Origin of the sequence: Pseudomonas sp. TH34 (assembly GCF_016650865.1) — a bacterium.
Classification (GTDB): Bacteria; Pseudomonadota; Gammaproteobacteria; order Pseudomonadales; family Pseudomonadaceae; genus Aquipseudomonas; species Aquipseudomonas yamanorum.
In genome coordinates this window covers 43924-57399 of record NZ_JAEKFB010000018.1, presented here as the reverse complement: position 1 = coordinate 57399, position 13476 = coordinate 43924, and the positions used below count along the sequence as shown (strand labels likewise).

Here is a 13476-nt window from a genome sequence, read left to right as displayed (position 1 = left end):
CAAGCCTGCTCCCACATTGGTTTAGATCGTTCCCACGCTCTGCGTGGGAATGCCGCACTGGACGCTCTGCGTCCGCTTTTGAGGTCGTGACGCGGAGCGTCACAGGATGCGTTCCCACGCAGAGCGTGGGAACGATCGATCGGGGTTTCGGCCTTGGATCAGAACGCTGGCAGGATCGCGCCTTTGTACTTCTCGAGAATGAACGCTTTCACTTCCGGTGTGTGCAGGGCTGCTACCAGCTTCTTCACCGCATCCGAATCCTTGTTGTCTTCGCGGGTCACCAGAATGTTCACGTAAGGCGAGTCGTTGCCTTCGATCACCAGCGCGTCCTTGGAGGGGTCCAGCTTGGCTTCCAGGGCGTAGTTGGTGTTGATCAGCGCTAGGTCGACCTGGGTCAGCACGCGCGGCAGGGTGGCGGCTTCCAGTTCGCGGAATTTCAGGTCTTTCGGGTTGCCGGTGATGTCCTTGATGGTCGACAGGATGTTGGTCGGGTCCTTCAGGGTGATCAGGTTGTGCTTGGCCAGCAGCAACAGCGCGCGGCCGCCATTGGTGGCGTCGTTCGGGATCACGACGTTGGCGCCGCTTGGCAGGTCTTCCAGCTTTTTGTACTTGCTGGAGTAGGCGCCCAGAGGTTCCAGGTGCACAGCGCCGACGCTCACCAGGTGAGTGCCCTTGGCTTTGTTGAATTCATCCAGGTACGGCTGGTGCTGGAAGAAGTTGGCGTCCAGGCGTTTTTCGGCAACCTGTACGTTTGGCTGGACGTAGTCGGTGAAGACTTTGACCTGCAAATCCACGCCCTCTTTAGCCAGAACCGGCTTCACGAATTCGAGGATTTCAGCGTGGGGCACCGGGGATGCGGCCACGGTCAGGGTTTCGGCGGCGTGGGCGGAGAACGCGGCAACGGCGGCGAAAGCAACCAGTAGTTTTTTCATTCAACAAGCTCCTTGTTCGGGAATTGGCCGGCTTCGCGCCGGCAATAGCCGTTATTTTCGAGAAAAGTGCACCACCAGCTTGTCGCCGACGGTTTGCAGAATTTGTACCAGGATCAACAGCAGCACCACGGTGACCACCATCACGTCGGTCTGGAAGCGTTGATAACCGAAGCGGATCGCCAGGTCACCCAGGCCACCGGCACCCACCACACCAGCCATGGCCGTGTAGGAAACCAGTGTAATCGCCGTCACCGTAATCGCCGCGAAGATGCCGGGGCGGGCTTCGGGCAGCAAGGCGTTGGTGATGATCTGCCGGGTAGTGGCGCCCATGGCCTGGGTCGCTTCGATAATCCCGCGGTCCACTTCGCGCAACGCGGTTTCCACCAGGCGCGCAAAGAACGGCGTGGCCCCCACCACCAGCGGCGGAATCGCACCGGCAACACCCAGCGAGGTGCCGGTGATCAGCACCGTGAACGGGATCATCACGATCAGCAGAATAATGAACGGCAGCGAACGCAGGATGTTCACGATCAGCGACAGCATCGCGTACAGGCCTTTTTGTTCGAAGAGCTGGCGCGGGCTGCACAGGAACAGCAGTACCCCCAGCGGCAGGCCCAGCAGCACGGTGAACAGCAGCGAGCCGAACAGCATGGTCATGGTGTCGCCGGTGGCCAACAGGATTTCGGACCAGTCGATGTTCGAGAAAAAGCTCAAGAAGATTTCCATTAGCGCAGCACCTCCATGTGGACGTCTGCGGCGGTGAAGGCGGCGAACGCGGCCTCGATGTCACCACCGGTGACGGCGAGGGTCAGTTGCCCGTAGGGAATGTCTTTGATGCGGTCGATACGACCGGCAAGGATGCTGTAGTCCACACCCGTTTCACGGGCGACGGTACCCAGCAGCGGTGCGTAGGTCGCTTCGCCCTGGAACGTCAGGCGCACGATGCGGCCCGGCACGTGAGCGAAGTCATCACGCTGCTCGCCTTCGTCAACCTGCTCGGACTCTTGCACGAAGCGCTTGGTGGTCGGGTGTTTGGGGTGCAGGAACACGTCGGCGACGGTGCCTTGCTCGACGATCACGCCGGCGTCCATCACGGCCACGTGGTCGCAGACCCGTCGGATCACGTCCATTTCATGGGTGATCAGCACGATGGTCAGCTTCAGCTCACGGTTGATCTCGGCCAGCAGTTGCAGCACCGAGGCGGTGGTCTGCGGGTCGAGGGCGCTGGTGGCTTCGTCGCACAGCAGGATCTTTGGCTTGGTGGCCAGGGCGCGGGCGATGCCGACGCGCTGCTTCTGGCCGCCGGACAGCTGCGCCGGATACTTTTTGGCATGGTCGGACAGACCAACCCGGGCCAGCAGTTCGGCCACGCGCAGGTCGATTTCCTTGCGGGAAAGTTCGCCCGCGAGGGTCAGCGGCAACGCCACGTTGTCGGCGACGGTCTTGGAGGCCAGCAGGTTGAAGTGCTGGAAGATCATCCCGACCTGTTGCCGGAAACGGCGCAGGCCGTTGGCATCGAGGGCGGTGACTTCTTCGTCATCGACCTTGATCTGGCCACCGCTGGGTTCTTCCAGGCGATTGATCAGGCGCAGCAAAGTACTTTTTCCCGCACCGGAATGGCCGATCAGACCAAACACCTGGCCATTTTCGACGCGCAGGTTGGTGGAATGCAGGGCGGGGATATCCTTACCGGCGACCCGGTAGGTTTTATGGACGTTATGAAACTCGATCACGTAGCGAACCTTGTGGGGCGCATTAAAAAGGGATCAGCGGTTAGCCGGGCGCGCATTTTAGCCTGTCCGTATAGCGTTTCTTAGCATTTATTTCTCATCCGACCAGCGATTTGGCAATAACGCGATCAAAGGTCATAAAAAAGGAACGGTACAAAACCGTGTCAGTCACTACATAAGCAACTCGAAATTCCCAGGTGCCGTGCCTGGGGTTTTGCTCAAGAAGAGCCGGGGATCGCTCTGGCCTACGCAAACGAGGAGTTTTTGTCTGATGAGCACTAAAAAGCCAGTCACCCCGCCCAAGAGCGAACTTGCGGGTACCGACACTCTGGACCGTGGTAACACCAACGCCAAGCTGCAAAGCCTGGAAACATTTCGCTCTGACGCTACCGGCCAGGCGCTGCGCACCAACCAGGGCGTGAAGGTTTCCGACAACCAGAACAGCTTGAAGGTCGGCTCCCGGGGTCCTTCGCTGCTGGAAGACTTCATCATGCGTGAAAAAATCACGCACTTTGACCATGAGCGCATCCCGGAACGCATCGTTCATGCCCGGGGTACCGGTGCCCATGGTTATTTCCAGACCTATGAAAACCATTCGGCGCTAACCAAGGCCGGGTTCCTGCGTAACCCCGAACACAAAACCCCGGTATTTGCGCGTTTCTCCACGGTGCAGGGCCCTCGCGGCTCGGGTGATACCGTGCGTGACGTGCGCGGTTTTGCCGTAAAGTTCTTCACCGACGAAGGTAACTTCGACCTGGTGGGCAATAACATGCCGGTGTTTTTCATTCAGGACGCGATCAAGTTTCCTGACTTCGTGCATGCGGTAAAACCTGAGCCGCATAACGAGATTCCTACAGGCGGCTCGGCCCACGATACGTTCTGGGATTTTGTTTCGCTGCAGCCAGAGTCAGCGCATATGGTGATCTGGGCCATGTCTGACCGGGCGATTCCGAAAAGCCTGCGGACCATGCAGGGTTTTGGCGTGCATACCTTCCGTTTGGTGAATGCCGAGGGGAAATCCAACTTCGTCAAATTCCACTGGCGTCCTACCGTCGGCACCTGCTCCCTGGTGTGGGACGAAGCGCAGAAGCTGGCGGGCAAAGACACGGACTTCCACCGTCGTGACCTGTGGGAATCCATTGAAAGTGGCGATTACCCGGAATGGGAATTGGGCGTACAGATCATCGCCGAAGAAGACGAGCATAAGTTCGACTTCGATATTCTCGACCCGACCAAGTTGATCCCCGAAGAGCTGGTGCCCATCACGCCGCTGGGCAAGATGGTGCTCAACCGCAACCCGGACAACTACTTTGCCGAGACCGAGCAAGTGGCGTTCTGCCCGGGGCATATCGTGCCGGGTATCGATTTCTCCAATGACCCGCTGCTGCAAGGCCGCCTGTTTTCCTACACCGACACGCAGATCAGCCGACTCGGCGGCCCGAACTTTCACGAGTTGCCGATCAACCGTCCGGTCGCGCCGTTCCATAACGGCCAGCGTGATGCCATGCACCGCACCACCATCGACAAGGGTCGCGCGTCCTACGAGCCGAACTCCATTGATGGCGGCTGGCCGAAAGAAACTCCGCCTGCGGCGCAGAACGGTGGTTTTGAGACTTATCCGGAGCGAATCGACGCCCACAAGATCCGTGAGCGCAGCGAGTCGTTCGGTGATCACTTCTCCCAGGCGCGCTTGTTTTTCCGCAGCATGAGCAAGCACGAGCAAGAGCACATCATCGCGGCTTACAGCTTCGAGCTGGGCAAGGTGGAGCGTGAATTCATCCGGGCTCGGCAGGTGAACGAGATCCTCGCCAACATCGACCTCGAACTGGCCAAACGCGTGGCGCAGAACCTGGGCTTGCCGGCACCGAAGAAAGGCACGGTGCCAGAGCGCAAGACGTCTCCGGAACGTTCACCAGCGCTGAGCCAGGCCAATTTGCTGTCGGGTGATATCAAGACCCGCAAGGTCGCGATCCTGGCGGCGAACGGCGTTGATGGTGCGGCGATTGATGCCTTGAAGAAGGCGCTGGAAGCCGAGGGTGCGCATGCGAAGCTGCTCGGGCCGACATCGGCACCGGTGACGACGGCGGATGGCAAGAGCCTGCCGGTGGATGCATCCATGGAAGGTTTGCCGTCAGTGGCGTTCGATGCGGTGTTTGTGCCGGGTGGTGCCAAGTCGGTTCAGGCACTGAGTGGCGACGGCGTTGCGTTGCATTACCTGCTGGAGGCGTACAAGCATCTGAAGGCGATTGCCTTGGCCGGAGAGGCAAAGCAGTTGCTGGATGTGCTGAAGCTTGAGGCAGATGCGGGGCTGATAGTGGGCGGTGATGCGAAGGCGTTGAAGGCGTTTTTTGCAGCGATTGCCCAGCATCGGGTCTGGGATCGGAAGCCGAAGGCTAAAGCTGTTCCGGCTTAAGTCATTGGTTGATTGTTAGACCGCTTTCGCGAGCAAGCCCGCTCCCACATTTGACCGCATTTCAAAGTTGGAACTCGGTTAAATGTGGGAGCGGGCTTGCTCGCGAATGGCGTTATTCAGTCTTACGCGGAATCAGTACAACCTGCGCCGGAACCTTCTTCAGGATCTGCCGGTGAATCTTCAGGTCATACCCCGAATCAATGCGCTTCACCCGTTTGGTCAGCAGCGTGGCCAGCCATGGATAATCTTCGGTGCGCGGTGCCTGGATGCTCACATCGCACTGGTAATTCACCACATCGGTGGCGATCTCATCCAGTTGATGGCGCAGCGCTTCAATATCGGTGAGGTTCAGCGCAACCGTGGTGCTTGGCGCCGCAGGGTCGATGACCTTGGCGGGCGGCTTGGCCTCAGCGGCTTTCAAGGCAGCCTCGGCTTTATCCAACTCGACTTTACGGGCGTGGGCAATCGCGCTGTTGACGCCACCGGTCAGCGCCGGCGCCTTGGGCATTAAAGCCCGTGCGCGGCTCAAGGCCGTGGCAGCTGCATTGACGTCACCTTTTTGCAGGACGATCTGACTGCGCTGCAAGTAGGCTTCGGCCAGTTGGCGCTGATAAGGCTCCAGCGCCGGGTCGTTGGGCGACTGGGCCTGCAAGGCGGCCAGCTCGTCTTCGGCGGTGGCCAGTTCACTGCTGGCGAGGTTTTGCTCCAGCTGTGCGATGGCCGCAGCGCGCGCGTCCGGCGCCTGGGGGGCGGCGGGCGGGGTGCTTTGGCAGGCGCCCAGCAGCAAGGAAAATGCGGCAAGGAGCAGATAACGGGCGTTGAACAGCTTCATTCCTGCGACTCTCTAATTGCGCAAAAAGCGAGCAAGTCTACACCCCACGACGGGGCAGGACAAAACTCAGCAGAAACAGGGCGGCCGCCGTGACCACAATCGACGGGCCGGCCGGGGTGTCCTTGAACCAGGACAGCGCCAGGCCACCGCACACCGCAAGCATCCCCAACAGGCTGGCGCCGATCGCCATTTGCTCCGGCGAGCGGGCATGACGCTGGGCCGCTGCCGCCGGGATGATCAGCAGTGATGTGATCAACAATACGCCGACAATCTTCATCGCGACAGCAATCACCACGGCGATCAGCAGCATCAGGGTCATGCGCAGCGCGGCCACGGGCAAGCCTTCGACAGTGGCGAGTTCTTCGTGGACGGTGATCGCCAGCAGCGGGCGCCACAGCGTCACCAGCAGCACCAGCACCGCCGCGCTGCCGCCGAGGATCCACGCCAGGTCGGTGGGGCTGATCGCCAGCAGGTCGCCGAACAGGTAGGCCATCAGGTCGATACGCACTTCATGCATGAAGCTCAGCACCACCAGGCCCAGGGACAAGGTGCTTGGGGCCAGGATGCCCAGCAGCGTATCGGAAGCCAGCGGCTGGCGCTGTTGCAGGGTCACCAGCAGCACCGCCAGCAACAGGCAGCCGACTGTGACGGCAATGGTCGGGCTCACATCCAGCAGAAAGCCCATGGCCACGCCCAGCAGCGCAGCGTGGGACAAGGTGTCGCCAAAATAGGCCATGCGCCGCCAGACCACGAACGAGCCCAGTGGACCCGCCACCAGCGCCAGAGCCAAGCCTGCCAGCAGGGCGTAGAGCAGAAAATCAGCCATGCTTGCAGCTATCTCCATGAACGTGGGTATGGGGTGTGGCGGGGTCAGAGACAACAGCGCCATGCAGGTCATGGGCATGGTCGTGATGGTGGTGATAAATCGCCAGGCTCTGGGCGTTCTTGCCGAACAGCTCGACGAAAGCCGGGTCGCCGCTGACCTGTTCCGGGTGGCCGGAGCAGCACACGTGGCGATTAAGGCACACCACCTGGTCGGTGGTGCTCATCACCAGGTGCAGGTCGTGGGAGACCATCAGCACGCCGCAGCCATGGCGGTCCCGCAGGCGGGTGATCAGGCTGTACAACTCGGCCTGGCCGGCCACGTCGACACCTTGCACGGGTTCATCGAGTACCAGCAGTTCCGGCTCGCGCAACAGGGCACGGGCCAGCAGCACACGCTGCATTTCGCCGCCGGAGATACTTTGCACCGGGCTGTCGATCACCTGTTCGGCGCCGACTTCCTTAAGGGCGGACTGCGCGCGGGCGCGGTCTACGCCTGGCACCAGGCGCAGGAAGCGCAGCACTGACAGGGGCAAGGTCGGGTCCACATGCAGCTTTTGCGGCATGTAGCCCACTCGCAGTTTAGGCTTGCGCCACACGCTGCCGCTGTCGGGTTTGAGCAGGCCGAGCACGGCGCGCACAAGAGTGGTCTTGCCGGCGCCGTTGGGGCCGATCAGCGTGACGATCTGACCTGGCTCGACGCTCAGGGCGATGTTGTCCAGCACGTTTTGCCCGGCGAACGTGACCCCGACCTGCTCCAGGCGGATTAACGCAGTGCTCATCAAGCCCCCTGGCAGCCCGAGCACACACCGACCACTTCGACGGTTTGCCCTTCGACCTTGAAGCCGACGTCGCCGGCGCTCTTGATGATGCTGTCGCTGATGCTTTTTTGCTCAAGCTCGATGGCGGCGTGGCATTCGCGGCAAATCAGGAACTGGCCCTGGTGCGCGTGTTCCGGGTGGTTGCAGCCGACAAAGGCATTGAGCGAAGAGATGCGGTGCACCAGGCCGTTGTCCAGCAGGAAGTCCAGCGCGCGGTACACCGTGGGCGGCGCGGCGCGGCGGCCATCCTGCTCGCTGAGCACGCCGAGGATGTCGTATGCACCCAGCGGCTTATGGCTTTGCCACACCAGCTCCAGCACCCGGCGACGCAGGGCGGTCAGGCGCAGGCCTTGGCGCGCGCACAAGGCGTCGGCCTCTGACAGCGCGGTGTGCACGCAGTGAGAGTGGTCATGGGGACGGCTGGCAAGCGGTGTTTTAGGCATGAGCGGCGACAGATATTTGTGAGAGACGTTATTATGTTACCTGTTCCTGCCTCCTTGAGTGGTCATCGTGTCCAGACTTTTTCCCGTTTTTGTCGTATTTGTCACCAGTTTGCTGCTTGCCGGTGCCGCTCAGGCGGAGGTTCGGGTGCTGACCAGCATCAAACCGTTACAGCTGATTGCCGCCGCCGTGCAGGATGGCGTGGCGATTCCTGAGGTATTGCTGCCGCCGGGCGCCTCGCCCCATAACTATGCGTTGCGTCCTTCCGACGTACGGCGCGTGCAGTCGGTGGACCTGCTGTATTGGATCGGCCCGGACATGGAAAGCTTTCTGCCACGCGTATTGAAAGGTCGCAGCTTGCCGACGGTGGCCGTGCAGGACCTGCCAGGAATGAAATTGCGCCGGTTCGCCGAAGATAGCCACTCCCATGCTGAAGATGCCGACGAGCATGATCACGATCATCGCCCAGGCAGCCTGGATGCGCATTTGTGGTTGTCGACGGTCAACGCCCGAGTGATCGCCAACCGTATGGCTGCGGACCTCACTGCTGCTGATCCGGCCAACGCCGAGCGTTACCAGAGCAACGTGAAGGCCTTTGATGGCCGTATGGACGCGTTGGATGCGCGCTTGAAAGCACGTATGGCGGATGTCGCCGGCAAGCCTTACTTCGTATTCCATGAGGCGTTCGATTACTTCGAAGATGCCTACGGCCTCAAGCACACTGGTGTGTTCAGCGTTGCCGCAGAAGTGCAGCCGGGCGCCCAGCATGTGGCGGCGATGCGCACGCGGTTGCAGGAAGTGGGCAAGACTTGTGTGTTCAGCGAGCCGCCGCTGCGCCCTCGCCTGGCGGAAACGCTGGTGGCGGGTTTGCCGGTGAAGCTGGCCGAGCTGGATGCGTTGGGCGGTTACACGCCGGCCTCCGCCCAAGGGTATGAGCAGGTGCTGGAGAAGCTGGGGAATGACCTGGCTGGGTGCCTGGAGTCCCTGTAAGGCTCAGCGAAGATCAAATGTGGGAGCGGGCTTGCTCGCGAAGGCGGAGTGTCAGGCACCAGATGCATTGACTGATCCACCGCTTTCGCGAGCAAGCCCGCTCCCACATTTTTGACCGCGTACGATCTTTACAGCGCGAACGGCAGCGGGGTCTTGACCTGCTGGCGTTGCGCCAAGCGCACTTGAAACTCTCGCGGGTCGTGAATCAGCACGTCCTGCCCGGCGAACGATTCAGCCGCAATCAGGCGTGACAGCCAGAACCGCACACAGGCCACGCGCAACATCGTCGGCCACAGCTCCGCTTCCTTGGCGGTGAACGGTCGCAAGCCCGCATAAGCCCCCAACAATGCCCGTGCCCGCTGGCCGTCGATCACGCCGTCGGCGTCCGAGCACCAGTCGTTCAGGGCAATCGCCACGTCGTACAGCATCGGCCCGGAGCAGGCGTTGTAGAAGTCGATCAGCCCGGTCAGGTGCGTACCTTCGAACATCGCGTTGTCGCGGAACAGGTCGGCGTGGATATTCGCCCGGGGCAGCGCAAGGATCTGCACCTTGTGCGCCTCGATCTCATCCAGCGCAGCTTGCAGCAGGCGTTGTTGTTCAGCGTCGAGGTGTGAAATCAGTTGCGCGCCTTCGCTGAGCATCCAGTCCAGCCCGCGATCGGTCTTGCGTTCCAGTACCTTGTCGCCTTGGGTGGCCAAGTGCAGGTGACCGAGCAATTCGCCCACTTGCACGCAATGCTGGGCGTTGGCTTCCTTGATGTGCTTGCCCGCCAGGCGCGGTTGCAACAGCGCCGGTTTGCCTGCCAACTCGCGCAAGGCCACGCCGTCGGTGGTACGCAGGGCGTAAGGCACTGGCAGGTCGGCGTCGTGGAGCACGTCCAGCAGTTCGATGAAGAACGGCATTTCCTGCACGGGGCCGCGCTCGACCAGGGTCAGGACAAACTCGCCCTGTTCCAGGCTGATAAAGAAATTGGTGTTTTCACTACCAGCGGCAATCCCCTGGAAATCAAGCAGGCGGCCGAGCCCGTAAGGGGCAAGAAAGGTTTCCAGCTCGGGCCGAGCCAGGGGGGTGAACACAGACATGGTTAAAACTGCCGTTACGGGCGCTGCGGGGAGCAGCGCCGATTAAAGTTAAGAAATCATTTCCATTCGAAGATCTTCCATGACGGGATCAGCATATCCGGCTGGTCAGAGCGGATGAAGTTCGCATCGGTTCCGTCCGCGCGCACCAGGAAGTAAGGCGGAAAGCCTTTCTGAGTCACCTTGATTGCGTACAGGAAGCCATTTTGGCGGTATTCCTGGATGGTCTTGTCGCCTTCCGTGCGAATGGTGACCTCCGGATCTGCCGAAGGCGCTCCGTCGGCTGCCATGGCGGCCAGCGGAAGGAATGCAATCAAGCCGGTCAACAACAAGCGATTTACTGTACGCATGATAACCTTGTCCCTTTGTCGTCATTGGTCCGGCTATTCTAGCGCCTGACCCGCCGAAAAGGTTGATCCTGCTCATGAGCCAAGCCCCCCTCGTCCTGGTGGACGGTTCTTCTTACCTTTACCGCGCCTTTCACGCGCTGCCGCCGCTCACCACTTCCAAAGGCCTGCCTACCGGCGCGGTCAAGGGCGTGCTGAACATGCTCAAAAGCCTGCGCAAACAGTACCCGAACAGTCCGTTCGCGGTGGTGTTCGACGCCAAGGGCGGGACATTTCGCGATGAGCTGTACGCCGAATACAAGGCCAACCGCGCGAGCATGCCCGATGACATGCGCGTGCAGATCGAGCCGCTGCACCAGAGCGTGATCGCCCTGGGCTTCCCGCTGCTGTGCGTCGAAGGCGTGGAAGCGGACGACGTGATCGGCACCCTGGCCCGCAGCAGCGCGGCCGCCGACCGGCCGGTGGTGATTTCCACCGGTGACAAGGACATGGCGCAGTTGGTGGACGGGCACATTACCTTGGTCAACACCATGACCGGTAGCGCCATGGACGTTGAGGGCGTGAAGGAGAAATTCGGTGTCGCTCCCGAGCAGATCATCGATTACCTGGCGTTGATGGGCGACTCGTCCGACAACATCCCGGGCGTTCCGGGCATTGGTCCGAAGACGGCTTCCGGCCTGTTGGTAGGCGTGAACGGCGGTTTGAAAGAGCTCTACGAGCAGCTCGATATCGTGCCGACCTTGCCGATTCGTGGTGCCAAGACGTTGGTCGCCAAACTGGAAGAGCATAAGGCGAGTGCGTTCCTGTCCTACGAGTTGGCGACGATCAAGATCGATGTGCCGCTGGATGTGGGCCTGGACGACTTGCACCTGATCGAGCCGGATCGCGAGAAGCTGCTGGAGCTGTACACGCTGCTGGAGTTCAAGAGCTGGATTGACGAGATTCAGCGCGATGCAAAGCGTGTTGAGCTGAGCGCCGCACCATCGGCCGCAGTCGTGGACGAAGCGATTGAAACAGTCGCTCCGGTTTCTGTAGAGCCGGTGTACGAAACCATCCTCACCCAGGCTCAGTTTGATGTCTGGCTGAAGAAGCTCAACGACGCCAAGCTGTTCGCCTTTGATACCGAAACCACCGGGATCGACGCTCAGAAAGCGCAATTGGTGGGTGTGTCGTTTGCCGTGCAGGCCCATGAAGCAGCCTACATTCCGCTGACCCACTCCTACATCGGCGCGCCGGAACAGCTGGATCGGGACACCGTGCTACTGGCCCTGAAGCCGTTGCTCGAAGACCCGGAAAAACTCAAGGTCGGCCAGCATGCGAAGTTCGACATGAACATCCTGGCCAATTGCGCCATCGGTGGCGACCCGGCACACGGCATCACCGTGCGCGGCATCGCCTTCGACACCATGCTTGAATCCTACGTGCTGAACTCCGTGGCGACTCGCCACGACATGGACAGCCTGGCGAAGAAGTACCTGGACTACGACACCGTCAGCTTCCAGGACATCGCCGGCAAAGGCGCCAAGCAGCTGACCTTTGACCAGATTCCCCTTGAGCAGGCGGGACCTTACGCAGCGGAAGACGCCGATGTGACCCTGCGCTTGCATCAGGAACTGCACAAGCAGCTCTCTGCGATTCCTGCCTTGGCCAGCGTCGTGTCCGACATCGAGATGCCGCTGGTGCCGGTCTTGGCGCGCATTGAGCGTCAGGGCGCCTTGGTGGATGCTGCCCTGCTGGGTATCCAGAGCATCGAGCTGGGCAACAAGATGGTGGACCTGGAGCGCCAGGCGTATGAAATCGCCGGCGAGGAGTTCAACCTGGGCTCGCCCAAGCAGTTGGGCGCGATCCTCTACGAGAAGCTCGGGCTGCCGGTGTTGAAGAAGACCGGCAAGGGCCAGGCCTCGACGGCCGAGGAAGTCTTGGCCAAATTGGCTGAAGACGACTACCCGCTGCCAAAAGTGCTGATGCAGTACCGCAGCATGAGCAAGCTGAAAAGCACCTATACCGACCGTCTGCCCGAACAGATTAACCCGCGTACCGGGCGGGTTCACACGTCCTATCACCAGGCCGTCGCAGCTACCGGGCGGCTGTCCTCCAGCGATCCAAACCTGCAGAACATTCCGGTGCGTACTGCCGAAGGCCGGCGTATTCGCCAGGCGTTTGTCGCGCCCAAGGGCTACAAGCTGCTGGCGGCGGACTATTCCCAGATCGAGCTGCGCATCATGGCGCATTTGTCCAAGGACGCAGGGTTGCTGAATGCGTTCCGCGACGACCTCGACGTGCACACCGCCACGGCGGCTGAGGTGTTCAAGGTTGAGTTGGCTGAGGTCACATCCAATCAGCGTCGCAGCGCCAAGGCGATCAACTTTGGCCTGATCTACGGCATGGGCGCCCAGAAGCTCGGCAAGGACATCGGCGTCGACACCAAGACCGCCAAGGCTTACATCGATGTGTACTTCGCCCGCTACCCGGGGGTCCGCGAGTACATGGAGCGCACCCGTGCCCAGGCGGCTGACCAGGGCTACGTGGAAACCTTGTTCGGGCGCCGCCTGTACCTGCCGGAGATCAACTCCAACAAGCCTCAGGAACGTGCGGGCGCCGAGCGTACGGCGATCAACGCGCCGATGCAGGGTACCGCGGCCGATATCATCAAGAAGGCCATGGTCAAGGTCGACAACTGGCTGACGGCCTCGGGCCTGGACGCTAAGGTCATCCTTCAGGTGCACGATGAATTGGTGCTGGAGGTGCGTGAAGACCTGGTAGCTGAAGTCAGCGCGAAGATTCGTGAGCACATGAGTGATGCGGCGAAGCTGGATGTGCCACTGGTGGTGGACGTCGGCGTGGGCGACAACTGGGACGAGGCGCACTAAGCCTGGGGCTTGGGCCGCGGCATCATGCTGCGGCAGCGCTTTAGATCGGAAAACGCGGCGGGTTATTTCCAATAGTTTTTTGAACGTGCCGGAACTTAACCCGTGAACTGCTACTCAGAGTTACTGAATGGGTGGTGAAGCCCTTCAATGCTCCTATGTTGTGTTAAGTGTTGGCAGATATCTGGACCCCGCCCTAGCG

The 13476-nt window shown here is 60.9% G+C and carries 12 protein-coding genes; 3 read left to right on the top strand and 9 right to left on the bottom strand.

The features are described from left to right. Nucleotides 1-158: 158 nt before the first annotated feature. From JFU58_RS10990 to JFU58_RS10980, 3 genes are read right to left on the bottom strand one after another with little or no spacing between them, the layout of a single operon-like run. The gene (locus tag JFU58_RS10990) at nt 159-932 is read right to left on the bottom strand and encodes a MetQ/NlpA family ABC transporter substrate-binding protein (RefSeq protein WP_017477968.1); all 774 of its coding nucleotides are present in this window, start codon (nt 930-932) and stop codon (nt 159-161) included. 51 nt (nt 933-983) lie between these two features. Next, nucleotides 984-1658, bottom strand: coding sequence for a methionine ABC transporter permease (locus JFU58_RS10985; RefSeq protein WP_063033708.1), 675 nt, complete (start codon nt 1656-1658; stop codon nt 984-986). Then, nucleotides 1658-2665: an ATP-binding cassette domain-containing protein gene (locus JFU58_RS10980; RefSeq protein WP_201140659.1), complete on the bottom strand. Its 1008-nt coding sequence runs from the start codon at nt 2663-2665 to the stop codon at nt 1658-1660. The genes JFU58_RS10985 and JFU58_RS10980 overlap by 1 nt, the downstream gene beginning before the upstream one ends. Before the next feature lie 268 nt (nt 2666-2933). On the opposite strand from JFU58_RS10980, the gene katE reads away from it, so the two are divergent. Beyond that, nucleotides 2934-5075, top strand: coding sequence for a catalase HPII (katE, locus tag JFU58_RS10975; RefSeq protein ID WP_201140657.1), 2142 nt, complete (start codon nt 2934-2936; stop codon nt 5073-5075). A gap of 112 nt (nt 5076-5187) precedes the next feature. Here the strand turns inward: katE and JFU58_RS10970 are convergent, their stop codons facing one another. The 4 genes from JFU58_RS10970 to zur are packed head-to-tail and all read right to left on the bottom strand — an operon-like array spanning nt 5188 to nt 7993. Continuing rightward, a complete protein-coding gene (locus JFU58_RS10970; protein ID WP_003214825.1) occupies nt 5188-5907 on the bottom strand; it encodes a PA5502 family lipoprotein in 720 nt (239 codons plus the stop codon). A gap of 37 nt (nt 5908-5944) precedes the next feature. After that, nucleotides 5945-6733, bottom strand: a complete 789-nt coding sequence (gene znuB / locus JFU58_RS10965) for a zinc ABC transporter permease subunit ZnuB (RefSeq protein ID WP_017477973.1) — start codon at nt 6731-6733, stop codon at nt 5945-5947. Beyond that, entirely contained in the window at nt 6726-7511 is a 786-nt protein-coding gene (znuC, locus tag JFU58_RS10960; RefSeq protein ID WP_017477974.1) for a zinc ABC transporter ATP-binding protein ZnuC, read from the bottom strand. Before znuC ends, znuB begins: the two co-directional genes overlap by 8 nt. Beyond that, nucleotides 7511-7993 carry a zinc uptake transcriptional repressor Zur gene (gene zur, locus JFU58_RS10955; protein ID WP_026078035.1) on the bottom strand — a complete coding sequence of 161 codons (483 nt, stop codon included), beginning with the start codon at nt 7991-7993 and terminating at the stop codon, nt 7511-7513. Before zur ends, znuC begins: the two co-directional genes overlap by 1 nt. 58 nt (nt 7994-8051) lie before the next feature. Between zur and JFU58_RS10950 the strand changes: the two genes are divergently transcribed. Continuing rightward, nucleotides 8052-8981 carry a zinc ABC transporter substrate-binding protein gene (locus tag JFU58_RS10950; protein ID WP_342215248.1) on the top strand — a complete coding sequence of 310 codons (930 nt, stop codon included), beginning with the start codon at nt 8052-8054 and terminating at the stop codon, nt 8979-8981. A gap of 128 nt (nt 8982-9109) precedes the next feature. On the opposite strand, the gene JFU58_RS10945 is transcribed toward JFU58_RS10950, so the two are convergent. Next, nucleotides 9110-10063 carry a homoserine kinase gene (locus JFU58_RS10945; protein WP_177069817.1) on the bottom strand — a complete coding sequence of 318 codons (954 nt, stop codon included), beginning with the start codon at nt 10061-10063 and terminating at the stop codon, nt 9110-9112. Nucleotides 10064-10119: 56 nt separating this feature from the next. Next, complete coding sequence (locus JFU58_RS10940) at nt 10120-10410, bottom strand: DUF2782 domain-containing protein (protein WP_017477978.1); 291 nt, start codon at nt 10408-10410, stop codon at nt 10120-10122. A gap of 74 nt (nt 10411-10484) precedes the next feature. Between JFU58_RS10940 and polA the strand changes: the two genes are divergently transcribed. Next, nucleotides 10485-13277, top strand: a complete 2793-nt coding sequence (gene polA, locus JFU58_RS10935; RefSeq protein WP_201140653.1) for a DNA polymerase I — start codon at nt 10485-10487, stop codon at nt 13275-13277. The last annotated feature ends 199 nt before the right edge of the window (nt 13278-13476 follow it).